The sequence below is a fragment of the Tepidanaerobacter sp. EBM-49 genome (assembly GCF_001896645.1).
Taxonomy (GTDB): domain Bacteria; phylum Bacillota; class Thermosediminibacteria; order Thermosediminibacterales; family Tepidanaerobacteraceae; genus Tepidanaerobacter; species Tepidanaerobacter syntrophicus.
In genome coordinates this window covers 16952-32525 of the sequence record NZ_MPPE01000035.1, presented here as the reverse complement: position 1 = coordinate 32525, position 15574 = coordinate 16952, and the positions used below count along the sequence as shown (strand labels likewise).

Annotated in this window: 12 protein-coding genes and 1 tRNA gene; 2 read left to right on the top strand and 11 right to left on the bottom strand. The window is 39.2% G+C overall.

Going from position 1 to position 15574, the window contains the following annotated elements; genetic code table 11:
- Nucleotides 1-11: 11 nt before the first annotated feature.
- Together BUE08_RS05500 and BUE08_RS05495 are read right to left on the bottom strand one after the other, a co-directional pair.
- Entirely contained in the window at nt 12-869 is an 858-nt protein-coding gene (locus tag BUE08_RS05500; RefSeq protein ID WP_059033319.1) for a phosphate ABC transporter substrate-binding protein, read from the bottom strand.
- A gap of 217 nt (nt 870-1086) precedes the next feature.
- Nucleotides 1087-1173, bottom strand: a tRNA-Leu gene (locus BUE08_RS05495).
- Between the two features lie 277 nt (nt 1174-1450).
- On the opposite strand from BUE08_RS05495, the gene BUE08_RS05490 reads away from it, so the two are divergent.
- Nucleotides 1451-1705, top strand: coding sequence for a pro-sigmaK processing inhibitor BofA family protein (locus BUE08_RS05490; protein WP_213996022.1), 255 nt, complete (start codon nt 1451-1453; stop codon nt 1703-1705).
- Between the two features lie 9 nt (nt 1706-1714).
- On the opposite strand, the gene BUE08_RS05485 is transcribed toward BUE08_RS05490, so the two are convergent.
- The 4 genes from BUE08_RS05485 to BUE08_RS05470 all read right to left on the bottom strand — a co-directional run bounded on the left by BUE08_RS05485 (nt 1715) and on the right by BUE08_RS05470 (nt 9389).
- Nucleotides 1715-4156 carry a U32 family peptidase gene (locus tag BUE08_RS05485; protein WP_286680532.1) on the bottom strand — a complete coding sequence of 814 codons (2442 nt, stop codon included), beginning with the start codon at nt 4154-4156 and terminating at the stop codon, nt 1715-1717.
- Nucleotides 4157-4215: 59 nt separating this feature from the next.
- Entirely contained in the window at nt 4216-7038 is a 2823-nt protein-coding gene (gene uvrA / locus BUE08_RS05480; protein ID WP_286680531.1) for an excinuclease ABC subunit UvrA, read from the bottom strand.
- Between the two features lie 24 nt (nt 7039-7062).
- Entirely contained in the window at nt 7063-9060 is a 1998-nt protein-coding gene (gene uvrB / locus BUE08_RS05475) for an excinuclease ABC subunit UvrB (protein ID WP_273039881.1), read from the bottom strand.
- 131 nt (nt 9061-9191) lie between these two features.
- Nucleotides 9192-9389 (bottom strand): hypothetical protein, encoded by a 198-nt coding sequence (locus tag BUE08_RS05470; RefSeq protein ID WP_059033305.1) that lies wholly within the window; start codon nt 9387-9389, stop codon nt 9192-9194.
- Between the two features lie 207 nt (nt 9390-9596).
- Here BUE08_RS05470 and BUE08_RS05465 point away from each other — a divergent pair, with 207 nt between their 5' ends.
- Nucleotides 9597-10271: an Asp/Glu racemase gene (locus BUE08_RS05465; RefSeq protein WP_423837637.1), complete on the top strand. Its 675-nt coding sequence runs from the start codon at nt 9597-9599 to the stop codon at nt 10269-10271.
- Here BUE08_RS05465 and BUE08_RS05460 read toward each other — a convergent pair.
- The 5 genes from BUE08_RS05460 to ftsE are packed head-to-tail and all read right to left on the bottom strand — an operon-like array spanning nt 10268 to nt 15572.
- Nucleotides 10268-11527: a PDZ domain-containing protein gene (locus tag BUE08_RS05460; RefSeq protein ID WP_213996018.1), complete on the bottom strand. Its 1260-nt coding sequence runs from the start codon at nt 11525-11527 to the stop codon at nt 10268-10270. The genes BUE08_RS05465 and BUE08_RS05460 overlap by 4 nt on opposite strands.
- 14 nt (nt 11528-11541) lie before the next feature.
- The gene (locus tag BUE08_RS05455; RefSeq protein ID WP_286680530.1) at nt 11542-12792 is read right to left on the bottom strand and encodes a S41 family peptidase; all 1251 of its coding nucleotides are present in this window, start codon (nt 12790-12792) and stop codon (nt 11542-11544) included.
- A gap of 58 nt (nt 12793-12850) precedes the next feature.
- Complete coding sequence (locus BUE08_RS05450) at nt 12851-13996, bottom strand: murein hydrolase activator EnvC family protein (protein WP_213951802.1); 1146 nt, start codon at nt 13994-13996, stop codon at nt 12851-12853.
- Between the two features lie 27 nt (nt 13997-14023).
- Nucleotides 14024-14896, bottom strand: a complete 873-nt coding sequence (ftsX, locus tag BUE08_RS05445) for a permease-like cell division protein FtsX (protein WP_213951801.1) — start codon at nt 14894-14896, stop codon at nt 14024-14026.
- Nucleotides 14886-15572, bottom strand: coding sequence for a cell division ATP-binding protein FtsE (ftsE, locus tag BUE08_RS05440; RefSeq protein ID WP_059033293.1), 687 nt, complete (start codon nt 15570-15572; stop codon nt 14886-14888). The genes ftsX and ftsE overlap by 11 nt, the downstream gene beginning before the upstream one ends.
- Nucleotides 15573-15574: the final 2 nt, after the last annotated feature.

Genomic DNA, 15574 nt, shown 5'->3' with positions numbered 1-15574 from the left:
CTAAATCATGATTATTTTACCGGAATAAAATCTTGTGCCACTATTTTTTGGCCTTCCGGGCTTAATACAAAATCCAGGAATATTTTGACAAGTCCTGTAGGTTCGTCTTTTGTCATATAAATAAACGGCCTAGAGATTTTATAAGAATTGTTAAGAACGGTTTCTTTAGAAACTTCTATTCCGTCAACTTTTATAGCTTTTACTTCGCTATTTAAAGAACCAAGAGATATGAACCCTATCGCATTAGGATCCCCTGCTACAGCAGTTCTAAGTGCACCTGTAGAATTTTGAACGATGGCCCTGTCTGTAAATTTTGCATCCTTGCCGAAAACTATCTCTTCAAAAGCACCTCTTGTGCCAGAACCATCTTCACGAATTACAACGGTTATTGGAGCGTCTTTACCGCCAACGTCTTTCCAGTTGGTTATTTTGCCTGAAAAAATTTCTTTTATTTGTTCAAGTGTTAAATCTTCAACAGGGTTTTGTGTATTTACAATTATTGCTATACCGTCTTTTGCTATAATGAATTCTTTAACTGTCTTTTCCTCCGGTTTTAGTTCTCTAGAAGATGCACCAATATCTGCTGTTCCCTCTTGAGCCGCTTTTATACCGGCACCTGATCCGCCGCCTGCCACATTGATTTTTACTTTAGGATATTTACTCATAAATGCCATTGCCAGTTCTTCCGACAGAGGTTGAACCGAAGTCGAACCTGCTATCTGGATAGAGCCGCTGATTTCTGTTTCACCTCCTCCCTGAGCTCCGTTTTGAGACTCAGGAGCGGAACTGGAATTACCGCATCCCGCAGAAAAAACCAAAACAGCACACAATAGCGTTGCAAAAATGAATCTCGCTTGTTTCTTTAACATATTCTCCTTCCTTTCAAATTAAATTTTCTTTCTGATTTAATTATAAGGATGAAGTTTTATGGTTGTGTTAAGGGAATGTTAAATATTATTGCATATATGTAAAATATAAATTCGAAATCTAAAAAAGCAAATAAAAAAATCATCTTTAGGAAAATTAGCTGGTAAAAAAATAAAAGACGTAAAAGATCAAAATCTTCTTCTACGTCTTGTTTTCATCTGGTGCCGAAGGCGGGATTCGAACCCGCACATCCTTGCGGACACTAGACCCTGAATCTAGCGCGTCTGCCAATTCCACCACTTCGGCTTATTGCGTTGCTTTTGGTAATCAATGCATTATTTATAATACCATATTCATATAAGGAATTCAACATCTAATCTTTCTGAAATCACATGACTTTTTCTGTTTTGCAGACAATCTTAGGAGTTGAAAAAATGTAATTACAGGCATTAAGGATAACTAACTCATGTAAATTACAACTTGCTTAAAAAAAGAAAAATTTATAAAATTGCTTTATGTTGTGTTGTTTTGATATATAATAAATAAAGGGAATTACAATCTTAACCCAGAAGGAGGCTTTTTTATGCTCAGCTCGATATTTACCTTTTTTATCGCGTTAGTAGTGCTTTATATATTGGGAATGCTTTTGGTAATACCTATAAAGATAGCATGGCGGCTTATATATAACGGCATAATAGGCGGTTTGACGCTGCTGCTTTTAAATCTTGTAGGTGGTTTCTTTGGCTTGGCGCTTCCCATCACGCCGCTTACAGCGCTGCTTGTTGGCTTTTTAGGTGTACCTGGCGTCATAATACTGCTTATCGCAAACTATTTATAATTAAAAGATTTAATCTACTCCGTTATAATAATGCCCTCTAGTTATTTTGCCGAATGTGCATTGTGTTATTTCGCCTTGTTTGTCTATGGCTTGTTTATATATTTTTACTGTTCGCATTAGCTCATTACTATCATAACCATTTAGGTTTAAGCGCAAGCTGTAAGGCTCAGCCGATAATAAATCATCTATTTTATCAGCCATGTACATTTGATGCGCATTTTCTATCTCTATATGGCAGCCGTATTTATCAACATAAGTTCTTATAGGTAAAAGCTCGCCTTTGCGGTCGCGCAAGCTGTAGTGCTGTTTTAGGCAGGGTCTAGAACAAGAGTGTGACAAGTTAAAGTTATTGCAAACCGAGCCTATCGGACAACCTTCTGCTACCATCAGGGGTATGTTGCCGTGCGCCATAAGTTCCATTGGGATGCTGGTGCGCAGCTCTTTTATTTGCGAAAGAGTAAGCTCCAGCGAGGGCATAAAGCGCTTTATTCCCATCTTGGCATAGGTTTGGACTGCGTTACTGTTGAATATATTCAAGCTGTAATCGCCGTATATTTCAGCTATCCCCGCTACTTTAGCGCAGTTAAGCTGGCCTATATCTGAAACCAATACGCCGCTATAAAGCTTTTGTATACATAACAGAGCTTCTCTTATGGCACTAAGCCTGATATTGCGCGTTACCCGCGGAAAGACCCAAATTAATTGTATGCCGGCATCTTTACATAATCTGGCAATTTGTGCAGCATCGGCGCCAGTAGCTTCTTTTGCGCTTATGCGCAGATAGATGCCATCAGCTCCTGCCTGGATGGCAGATGAAACAAGGCTTAGGTTGTCTAGCATAACAAATATAGCAGGTTTTTTGCATTTATATGATTGCTGCATATACGTTATAGGCGGCATATGGGATTCTATAACTACCGGTTGCCTGTGTTTTTTATCTATGCGCCGGTTTACAAGCTCTTCAATGGCAGATCTACGCAGAGCGTTTAACACCGATATGGGTATCCATGCATTAGGCGAAATATTAACGCCTATATTATTAAAGTTAAATGGTAAATCTCCCACCCGCTTTATTTGCTCTATAACACGTTCTTTTTGCAGTGCTGCATTTCTCGCTGACTGCACAATTTCCGTACCTGTGCATTTAACATTATTACCGTCACTGTCCCAAACCTCGATTGACGGCGGCTTTCCTTCAATAAGATTAACTTCAGCTTTTAAACCTATATACCTTTCGGCTTTTTTGATATATGCTTTTATTTTTTTATCCAAATTTGTATCCAGTGTTTTATATATTGCAGTACCTTGCGGTGCAGGGCTGTTTATTCGCACCAAAATATAGCGGCCTGCAGGGGCTTCCTTTATAGGACCATTTACATCTTCCATATATGTTACTATCTGGCCAGTACTCTTGTCGCTTTGCCTTATCTCTATTCCATCGCCCAAAGCAAGAGGCGCCTCAAGCTTTATATTTGCCATGTTTCGATGAGCATCATAGCTTTTGATGCAGCCAAGAGGAACTCCCCAGTTATCAGGCTTTTCCGGACATATCATATTTATGCCAGATTTGCCATAAATATAACCTTTAGAAAATCCACCACGATTAAACACTTGCATAAGCTGCATTTTGTCCTGTTCATCGGCTAGAGGATTTATACCGGCCTCCATCCTGTCAAGTGCTTTTCTGTATTTCGATACCACTATGGCTACATACTCAGGACTTTTCATACGTCCTTCTATTTTAAGCGCTGATACCCCCGCTTCGGACAGCACATGCAGCTCATCTATCAGGCACATGTCTTTCATGCTCAGCAGATGCTGAGACGATGATATTCGGCTGCCCTCCCGAACTAGTGAATATGTCATACGGCAGGGTTGGGCACAACGGCCTCGGTTGCCGCTGCGGCCTCCCATAAAGCTGCTCATAAGGCATTGCCCGGAATATGAGTAGCACATTGCACCATGTACAAAAACTTCTATTTCTAAACCGTCTATATCGGCAAGGTCAGCTACTTCATCCAGTGATAGCTCCCGGGCAGGCACAATGCGCTTGAAACCAAGTAATTTTAGGGCAGCAGCGCCATAAGAGTTGTGCACTGTCATTTGTGTGCTAGCATGCAGCGGCATATCTGGTAAGTATTGCCTTATCAGAGCGGCTACGCCTATATCCTGCACTATAATTCCATCAGCACCGCTTTCATATAGCATCTCAAGATAAGGTACCAGTGTTTTAAATTCGTCATCACGCACAAGCGTATTAACTGTAATATATACCTTAACGCCCCTTAAATGGGCATAATCTAAGGCATATTTTAAATTGCCGTCATTAAAATTATCGGCATACTGGCGCGCATTAAAAGCACTGCCGCCTATATACACAGCGTCAGCTCCGGCTTTCACAGCAGCCTCAAAGGCTTCAAGGCTGCCTGCAGGTGCTAAAAGCTCCATCATAAACAAAGCATCCTTTCAATAAACTACCTGTTCATCTACTGCATCGTCGTTCTATAGAATTAAGCACGTAATTTTTGAGTTTTCTTTAAGAACTCGCCGGTGTATGAGCGAGGATTCTTGGCTATTTCTTCCGGAGTGCCAACGGCTATCACTTCTCCGCCTTCATCCCCGCCTTCAGGTCCTAAATCTATTATATAATCTGCTGTTTTTATAACATCCAAATTATGCTCGATAACTATAACTGTACTTCCTGCGTCAACTAGACGCTGCAGTACATTTAAGAGTTTTCGAATATCATCCGGGTGTAGTCCTGTTGTTGGCTCATCCAAAATGTAAATCGTATTGCCATTGCTTTTTCTAGAAAGTTCTGTAGCAAGTTTTACCCTCTGGGCTTCTCCGCCGGATAGCGTAGTAGACGGCTGACCCAATTTTATATACCCAAGACCTACATCTTGCAGTGTTTCAAGTTTCCGCTTGATTTTGGGAATGCTGTCAAAAAATTTCAGAGCCTCATCTACCGTCATGTCCAATACATCAGCTATATTCTTGCCCTTGTATTTTACTTCAAGTGTCTCTCTGTTATAACGTTTACCTTTGCATACTTCGCAAGGCACATATATATCAGCCAAAAAATGCATTTCAATTTTTATTATGCCATCACCTTTGCAGGCTTCGCAGCGACCACCGCTTATATTAAAACTAAACCTGCCCGGTTTATATCCTCTCATACGTGCTTCAGGAGTAATTGAAAAAACTTCCCTTATGTCATTAAACACATTAGTATATGTTGCAGGATTCGAACGCGGCGTCCTGCCTATTGGCGATTGGTCAATATCTATAACTTTTTCTATTTGTTCAGCTCCAATTATTTTGTCAAAATCTCCCGGTAAATCCTTCGAGCGATAAAGTTTTGCTCGCAATGACTTATAAAGTATTTCATTTACCAATGTGCTCTTTCCCGAACCTGAAACTCCGGTAACACAGGTAAAAAGCCCTAAGGGAAACTTAACATCTATGTTTTTTAAATTGTGTTCTCTGCACCCTTTTAATTCAAGCCATGAACCTGAAGGTTTTCGTCTGTTTTTCGGAACAGAAATTTTCTTTTTGCCGCTAAGGTACTGGCCGGTAATGGATTCTTCCACCTTTTGAATATCTTTTGCGCTTCCGCATGCAACTACTTTGCCACCGTTTTCGCCTGCGCCGGGCCCAATATCCACTACATAATCTGCTGTTCTGATGGTATCTTCGTCATGTTCTACAACTATGACGGTATTTCCAAGATCGCGCAAGTCTTTTAGTGTTTTTAAAAGTTTTTCATTATCCCGCTGATGAAGGCCAATACTAGGTTCATCAAGTATATATAGTACACCCACAAGCCTTGACCCAATTTGAGTTGCAAGACGTATTCTCTGAGATTCACCGCCCGAAAGGCTCGCTGAAGCTCGATCAAGGGTCAGATAGTTAAGTCCCACATCAACCAAAAATTGGAGGCGATTATGAATCTCTTTGAGGATTTGATGTGCTATTATTTCCTCTCTCGGGGTTAGAGAAAGATTTTTAAAAAAGTTGATAGCCTCATTTATTGAAAATGCAGTTACCTGAGCAATGGATTTATTTTCAATTGTAACTGCCAAGCTTTCAGGCTTTAACCTTGCACCGTTACACGCAGGACATGGTTTTGTGCTCATGTATCTTTCTATTTCTTCTCTAGAATACATAGAATTTCCATCATTGTAACGTCGTTTTAAATTATTTATCACACCTTCAAAATTTCCCTTATAATGTCTGGTATTATCGCTAAACCTGCTTTCGTAATAAAACTCAATGGGTTCTTTTGAGCCGTAAAGAATGGTATTTACAACATTTTTAGGCAAATTCTTAATTGGAGTTTCCGGGCTTTGATTATAGTGATCCAGCACAGCCATGAGCATTTGATAATAATATCCTCCAGGAGTGCTGCTCCATGGCTCTACAGCCCCTTCCGCTATGGATTTTTCTTTGTCAGGTATTACAAGATCCGGATCTATTTCCATATTAATTCCCAGACCGTCGCATACCGGACAAGCTCCATAAGGACTGTTGAAGGAAAACATTCTTGGTGTAAGTTCTTCCAAGCTTATATTACAGTCTGCACACGCAAATTTTTGCGAGAAAAGCATTTCTTCTTTGCCGATTACGTCTACTATGACCAATCCTTCAGATTGGGAGAGGGCAATTTCTATAGAATCTGCAAGTCTTGACTCAATTTCCGGCTTTATAATAAGCCTGTCGATGACAATCTCTATATCGTGCTTTTTATTTTTGTCAAGCTTTATTTCCTCATTTATATCTTTTATTTCGCCATCGACTCTGACTCTTACGAAGCCATTTTTTTTGATTTTTTCAAGCATTTTCTGAAACTCGCCTTTTTTTCCCCGGGCAACCGGAGCTAATATTTGGATGCGAGTTCCTTCCGGCAGTTCCATTATCGCATCAACCATCTGATCTACGGTCTGTTGTGATATTTCTTTACCGCATTTCGGGCAGTGAGGTTTGCCTATCCTTGCATACAGTAAACGCAGATAATCATAAATTTCCGTGATTGTTCCAACTGTAGAACGCGGATTTTTGCTGGTAGTTTTTTGATCAATGGATATGGCCGGTGAAAGACCTTCTATATAGTCAACATCCGGTTTCTCCATTTGGCCCAAAAATTGTCTGGCGTAGGCCGAAAGAGACTCTACATAACGTCTCTGCCCCTCGGCGTATATTGTATCAAAAGCCAATGTAGATTTTCCCGAACCAGAAAGTCCAGTAATTACTACTAACTTATCCCTCGGAATTTCTACATCTATATTTTTAAGGTTATGTTCTCTTGCACCTTTAACTATTATTTTATCCATCTAATCGCTTTCACTCACCCTGTACTATTTTGTCTTTACTACGCTAAGCTTTTCAGCCTTTATCTCAAATATGATATCACGTATCTCAGCAGCCTTCTCAAATTCAAGCCGCTTTGCTGCTTCCTGCATTTCTTTTTCAAGATTTTCAACAAGAGCTTTAAGCTCTTTTTTGCTCATCTTTTCGATGTCTTTCTCAGGTAAGTAATCCGCCTCATCTTCTGCAACTTTTGTGGCTTCTATAGGTTCTCTTATCGTTTTTTGGACTGTTGTAGGCACTATACCATGTTTCTTGTTATATTCCAACTGAATTTTGCGCCGGCGGTTAGTTTCATTTATTGCCCTGGCCATGGATTGTGTAATTGTATCAGCATACATTATAACTTTCCCGTCTATATTCCTGGCTGCCCTGCCGATAGTTTGGATAAGGGAAGTTTCGGAACGCAAAAATCCCTCTTTGTCAGCATCAAGAATCGCTACTAGCGAAACCTCCGGCAAATCCAATCCTTCTCTTAAAAGATTGATACCTACAAGGCAGTCAAATTTTCCAAGCCTTAAATCTCGTATTATTTGCAGCCGTTCCAATGTATGGATTTCAGAATGAAGATACCTAACGCGGATACCTGCTTCTCTTAGATAATCAGTCAGATCTTCTGCCATTCTTTTAGTGAGAGTAGTAACTAAAACCCTTTGATTATTCTTGGCCCTCTGCTTAATTTCTCCTATTAAGTCGTCGATCTGCCCTTTAATCGGTCTAATTTCAACTTCCGGGTCAACTAAACCGGTAGGACGAATAATCTGCTCAACTACTTGGGAACTTTTAGTAAGCTCATATTCGGCCGGTGTGGCAGATAAAAAAACTACTTGGTTTATGCGATCTTCAAATTCTTCAAAAGTCAAAGGGCGGTTGTCAAATGCCGACGGCAGCCTAAACCCGTGTTCTACCAATGCTTCCTTTCTTGAACGATCACCTGCCCACATGGCATGAATCTGGGGCAGAGTAACATGGGATTCATCTATAATAATTAAGTAATCTTTAGGGAAATAGTCAAGCAGCGTAAATGGTGCATCTCCGGCTTTTCGTCCCGACAGATGTCTTGAGTAATTTTCAATGCCTTTGCAGTAACCCATCTCTTGAAGCATCTCAATATCATATTTAGTTCGCTGTTCGAGCCTTGCAGCTTCAAGAACTTTATCCTGACTTTTTAGCTCTTTAAGTCGCTGTGCAAGTTCGCTTTCGATTGATTTTACAGCAGCTTCTATTTTGTCCTTCGGAGTTGCATAATGGGACGCAGGGAATATGGACACATGGTTGCGTTCACCTGTTATTTCTCCAGTCATCGTATCAACTTCAAGAATTCGATCTACTATATCGCCAAAAAATTCAATACGTATAGCCCTTTCAGTAAAAGAAGCCGGAAATACCTCTAAGACATCGCCACGAATGCGGAACGTGCCGCGGTGAAAGTCTATTTCATTACGGTCGAATTGTATCAAGACAAGCTTTTTTATTACCTCATCTCTGTCTATTTCCATGCCCGGTCTGAGTGAAACCACTTGATTTTTATAGTCCACCGGAGAACCAAGACTATATATGCAAGACACACTTGCCACAATTACCACATCCCGGCGTTCAAAAAGAGCCGATGTTGCTGAATGTCTGAGCTTATCAATTTCGTCATTTATTGATGCGTCTTTTTCTATATAAGTATCGGTTTGGGGAATGTATGCCTCCGGCTGATAATAATCATAGTAACTTACAAAGTATTCCACAGCATTATTTGGAAAAAATTCTTTAAGCTCGCTGTAAAGCTGGCCTGCTAGCGTCTTATTGTGAGCTATAACAAGCGTCGGCTTCTGGACTTTTTCAATCAAATGTGCTATTGTGAAGGTTTTGCCTGTGCCGGTTGCACCAAGAAGTGTTTGAAATTTATAGCCTTTGTTAATCCCATCCGTAAGCTGACAGATTGCTTTTGGCTGATCTCCTCGGGGGATGTATTCCGAAATAACCTTAAAGCTTCCCATAAATTCACCTTCTAAACTAAAGAGATACCGCAACTTTTATTATAACATACTGCAAAAGGGTGTAAAGAATAAAACAAAACTTTTGTTTGCCTTAAATTTCAGTGCAAAAGAAAAAGTCGGGATAACCCGACTTAATTAACATAAATTATTTTGTTTCTTCTGCGCGTGAAGAAACCGTTAGATTTTGTTCCAAAACTGTCTCTATTACGAAACTGTGTATCAATGTTTACTATCTTCATCATAATATCCTTTTTTTCTTTTTCGGATGCAGAAGTGTAAGCTCTGAGCAGCATATCCCTTTCATGCTCCAAATATTCTTCTCTTGTCATAAAAAAGCCTCCTTTTTCCTAAAAAAGTTCTATAAATAAAGCTCAAACTAAATTATAATGTGAGCGTTATATCTTTCACAATCATTATAGCATATATTAAACTTTCCATCAAGTATTTATAATCAAAAATGTCATATATTTTCTAAAAAGTTTCTATTTCTTCCAATCATTGAAACAATAATGTAATTACTCTATAATTAAGATGAGGTGAGTAAATTGACCTTCAATCTAAAAAATTATAATCCGCCGACGATAGGAGTCATAGCCGGGACACCTGTAGATACACAGATGGGAGTAGATTTTATATTAAAAAACGGGCTTAGAGCAATAGGAGTACCTACCGCTTCAAGCCCTGAAGAACAAAATCGCCTTCAATTTTTAAATTCTGACTCTCTTACTCAAAAAGTATTGGGAATTATTAATGATTTTGAGGAAAAAAACATTTTTCGCACCATGATCTATTGCAATTCCCTTTCCGCAGCAATAGATGTTAGATATATCAAAGATGCGTGTCAAAATTCTAAGATAGTAACTCCGCTAGATGTTTACCAAAGACTTGCCTCAAAATATAATAAAATTGCCATATGGGCTGCTAACGGTCAATGTCTTTCTTCGATTGAACGCATATTTTATGAAGTAAATCCATCAATAGACATTATTGGCATATCCATGTTGCCGGTTATTAAAGCTATTGAAAGCGGCAATGACCCTCGGTCAATTATCTTAGAGTTTAATCTTGTTTCTCTTGCAGCAAAGGAATTTGCATCCGATGGTTTAATCTTAGCTTGTACTCATCTTCCCTATCTGCAGGCAGAGCTTTTAAAAGAAGTAAAAATTCCAATTATAGACCCTGCAGTTGAAATGCTTAAGATGCTTGTTTAGGTCATTTCTTCTTGATGACGCTTTTTAAAAAGAGCTTTCAACTTTTTTCTCAGCAGCCCGCCTTCCTCCATAACTACATAAGAACCTGTGTTTCCTTTTGGAACTAAAATCGCCCCTAAGTCGCTTATGCCTTTAGGGAACTGGTTAAATTCAAGTTTTTTTAATGTTCCGTCAAGACTCCTTGCTGTGAGCCATATAAATGGTGGATATTCCATTAAAATTTCATGTATTTTTCCCGGTTCATCCAAATCTTGTCCATTCAGCGAAAGAATTATATCTCCGGAACTTAATCCCATTTTTTCTGCCGGAGAGTTTTTTATTATATCAAGAACCATCTCGCCGTGAATAGGAGGCACAAACAAGGGCTCACTTGCCTGCTCATTTTTTCTGCCGGTAATTATTAAGAATTCATGACCTGCCGGTGCGAAAACAGCTGCCGCATATGCAAACAATCTTAGCCGTGAAGCTAAAACCGATAACAGCAAAAGCGTAATGCTAAAAGCAAACAAATTTGCAGCAGAAGACTTGCATTTTTCTTTCGGTTTCTTTGTTAATGCTATATCTCCATATCCTAAAGCCGCAACCACCGGAATCATAAAATAAATTACATTGAGATTTTCAGCAATATTTACCGGCGGCTTGATTAGAGGCCACCAATCGGGCATTTGAAGCATGTCTATTGCTTGAAAATTTCCTGTCAATATAGCTAGGAGCATTATTGGAACAGGCCAAAATTCCTGAAGCGAAAATCCTCCTATAATCCCGTAGCGTTCGTCTCTTACTAAAACCGGTATTGGATTTTTATAGCCCGAAAAGAATATCAGAAGGCTTTCGACAAAATGAAGCGCTGCCACGAGTCCCATAAGACCGGCTACATCAATATCCAAGAGTCCTGTGAGAAGTGAAAAAAGCGCTAATAGCCCACCTGCATAAGAAAAACACATCAGGTGTGGGCTAATTAAGGCAAGAATTATAGCAAGAGGCCATACATATGCTATGCCGGCTTGTGTTATACTTATCCCTAATAGAATAACTATCAAACTTCCGATTATTCCTCCAGCAATTCCAAAAAGTGTGGCCCATACTGCTTTATGCAATGGATTAGTTTTTGTAACTCCAAATAAATTTTTTTCTAAAGAAGCGCTTTTTCTAGCCTGATTCCATGCAATAAAAATTACAAGCCAAAAAAATGGGTTTAAGATAGCAGTTGGAATCCCCTGCAATATTAAAACGAGTATCCTACCTAGAGGAAACATATTTACCGCTCCTGTCATTTGACATCAAATAAAGACTTTGTTACTTCTATAGCTTTTAAAAGTTGTGCATCTTTCTCTTTTGAAAGGTCAAAAGAGTTGGAGCCCTCAGGATTTTTAACCGAAAAATCAGGTTCTATCCCCTTTCCATCGATGCATCTGCCACTTGGCAAGTAGTACTTGGCAATTGTTATTTTCATTCCACTGCCGTCTTCAAGAGAAAAAACTTCCTGCACAGAGCCTTTGCCAAAGGTTTTTGCGCCAACTAATTTACCGGCTTTATGGTCTTGGATAGCGCCTGCTAAAATTTCTGAAGCACTAGCACTGTTTTCATTAACCATTACTGTTATGGGCACAGATGCCTTGCTCTCATCAGAAAAATATTCTCCAAGCCTGTTTCCGTTTTTCCCCTCAGTATAGACAATTAATCCCTCGCCAAGGATTTCGTCAGCAATTTTTACCGTTTCATCAAGGGAGCCGCCAGGATTATCGCGTAAGTCTATTACAAGTCCTCTTATTTTCTGTTTTTGCAGTGCATCTAATGCTGTTTTAAAGTCGTTATATGTTTGAGAATCAAAAAACGAAATGCGTATATAGCCGATCTTTGCAGCATCATCAACGATATTATAGTCAACAGTGCTTATGCGAATATCATCTCTTACTAATTCCAATTTTATAAGATCTGAATTCTGGTTTCTTTTGATATACAAAGTTACTTTGGTGCCTTTCTCGCCTCTAATCATTCCAGCTGCTTCATCAAGAGTTTTTCCTGAAAGTTCCGTGTCGTTTACTTTAACTATTATGTCGCCGGGTAAGATGCCGGCTTTTTGTGCAGGGCTTCCCTTTATTGGTGATACCACAATGATGTCTTGTGTCGAATCATCAATACCCAGAACAATTCCTACCCCGCTTAAGCTTCCCTCGAGAGATGAAATAAAATCTTGAAACTCTTTTTTATTCATAAAAACTGAATATGGATCGCCAAGAGAATCTATTACTCCTTTTATGGCTCCACTAGTTAAAGTTTCCATTTCCACATCTTTGATGTATTTATCTTTTACTATTTGTATAACCTCAGAAACAGCCTTTAGGTCTTGGCTGTCATGTTCATCTTTGACTTGAGTTAAAAGGGTGCTTGCATCATTTTTGGCATTTACTTCCCTAAGCTGTTTTCCGCCTACGGTTGTTCCGATGAAAAACGAAAACAGCGATATTGCTAAACACAATATCGCTATTCTTGAGATATGCTTCCAATTATTTTTTCGCATATGTATACCACCTAACGCAATTTTAGCATTATTGTTTTAAAGCTTATTTTAATATTTGTTATTTTACCCAGTCTAATGGGTTTACTACCTCTCCATTTTTAATTACACCAAAGTGCAGGTGTGGGCCCGTAGACCAGCCTGTACTGCCAACTAATCCGATTTTGTCGCCTTTTGACACTTTTTTCCCTTCGGCTACCAGAATCCTGGAAAGGTGAGAATATTGCGTTGAAATACCACCACCATGACTTACTATAATTGTATTGCCATAGGCACCATAAGAACCTGCAAAAATAACTTCACCGTCATCTGCAGCTACTACATCGCTTCCTGTAGATGCTGCTATATCCAGACCCTCGTGAAACCGGTTTGTCTTAAGTATCGGGTGGACACGCCAGCCAAATTCAGAAGTTATATTTGTCGAACTTGGGACAGGCCACTGAAATATTCCGGTTCCGAAAAATCCTTTTTTGTTTTTTGACTCCCAGGCTAATATCTGCTTTCTCAGGTTCTCAGAATCTTTCAGTAGTTGATCCTCTTGACGCTCATATTCCGCTTTTTGTTTTTCAAGTTCAGTCATCAGCCTCTGGCGTTCTCCTCGATAAGCTACGATAGTTGCCCGTCGGCTGCTTATGTCTCTGCGTTGCTGCGCAATAATTCTCTGCTGTTCTTCTAATTCAGCTTTTTTAGCTTCAACTTCTTCCTGTCTTGCTTTAAACTCTGCAAGCAGGTTTTTGTCTGCCTCAATGATTCGCTTTACCATATCAAGCCTTGTTAAAAAATCAGAAAAACTGGAAGATGCTAATATAACTTCTATGTAATCTACAGGCCCGGTCTTATAGAGAGCTCTCATTCGAGTGTTAAGATCATCTTTTTGTTCGGCTACCTTAGCCTCTGCCTGTTTTAGCTCTTCAGTAACATTGACTAATTTTGTTTGTGTTTCCTGAAGCTTTGCTTCAACTGTCGACAATTCCTTTTCTGCGTTGCTTAACTTTATTTCTAGTGACGTAAGCTCTTGGCTTATATCTTTTTTTGCATCTTCAACCTGTTTTATGCTATTCCTTATGTTTTGTATCTGATTGTTTATATTTTGCTGCTGCTTCTTCAAATCATTGATATCGCCAAATGCTGCAGGTGATGCCACCGTCAAAGCAATTGCCAGCAACAAAACACTTGCCAGCATTTTTTGCTTTCTCTTGCCTCCCATGTTCGACTTCACTCCTTATAAGATGCTCTATACATTTAAAAACCGCTTTAGTGAAAAACTACTTCCAAAAGCTCCTATAATCATTCCAATTGCTAAAAATCCAATTGCATAATTGTAAAATTCTTCTATTGGCAGCAGTGAAATCATGGGAATATTCAGCTTTACCGTTATGTAAAGGTAGTGATATGCTACTGCCAAAACCGCAACAGCCAGAAACGAGCCTATAAGCCCTAAGACCATGCCTTCAATTAAAAACGGCCAGCGGACAAACCAATCGGTCGCTCCAATATACTTCATTATACTTATTTCTCGCCGCCTTGCAAAAACAGTTAGTCTTATGGTATTTGCGATTATAAAAATTGAAATTGCTGTAAAAACCACCATTATTACAAAGCCGATTATTCGTATCCAGTAAACTATTTTAAACAATTTTTCTACAATGCCTTTGCCATACTTGACCTCTTCAATACCGGAAAAGTTTTCAATCTTTTTTGCAATTGCAGGTACATTATGCGGATCATCAGCTTTAATTCTAAATGAGTTTGGCAATGGGTTTTCCATACCTTCTAATAAATCTTCTCCAATTTGTTTTTTAAATTCTTCAAGGGCGGCTTCTTTTGAAATAAAGTCTACCTCTTTTACGCCCGGAATATTAGACAATTCTTCTCTCAATTTAGTTATATCTTCATCTTTTGTAGAATCTGCAAGGTAGGCTGTAATTTCTACTTGAGACTCCACATCTTTTAAAATGTAATTAAAATTTACAGAAAGAAGCAGAAATGAACCTAGAATAATGAGGGCTGAAGCAACTGCTCCAATCGATGCCAAACTCATCCACCTATTCCTTGTAAGACTGGTAAACGATTCCTTGAAGAAGTATTTGATGGTCCTAAGTCTCATTGATATATAACCCTCTTTCTTCGTCGCTTACCAGACTGCCTTCTTCAAGGCGGATAACCCTTTTTTTCATGGAATCTACTAACTCGCGGGCGTGAGATGCAACTACCAGCGTAGTTCCCATCTTATTAATGTCATCTAATAAGTTCATGATATCTCTAGACGTATCAGGATCCAGGTTACCTGTAGGCTCATCTGCTACTAAGACATCAGGATTATTCACAATGGCTCTTGCTAAAGCGACTCGCTGCTGTTCTCCTCCCGAAAGTTCCGAAGGTCTTGCTTTTGCTTTATGAGATAGACCCACCCTTTCTAAAACATATGGCACCCTTTTTTTGATATCCCTGTTCGATGCTTCAACCACTTGCATCGCAAATGCGATATTCTCGTATACGGTTTTATCCGGCAATAACCGAAAATCCTGAAAAACAATACCTATTCGCCGTCTTAAATATGGTATTTCCCGCCTCTTCATTCGAGTAATATTTTTTCCTGCAAAAAATATCTGGCCTTTAGTAGGAAGTTCCTCTCTAAATAAGAGCTTTATTAAAGTTGATTTTCCAGCACCACTGGGGCCTACAACAAATACAAATTCGCCTTTTGCTATCTTAAAACTTATATCCTTAAGGGCCACTTGGCCACCAGGATAGACCTTAGTCACTCCATACATTTCAATCAAAT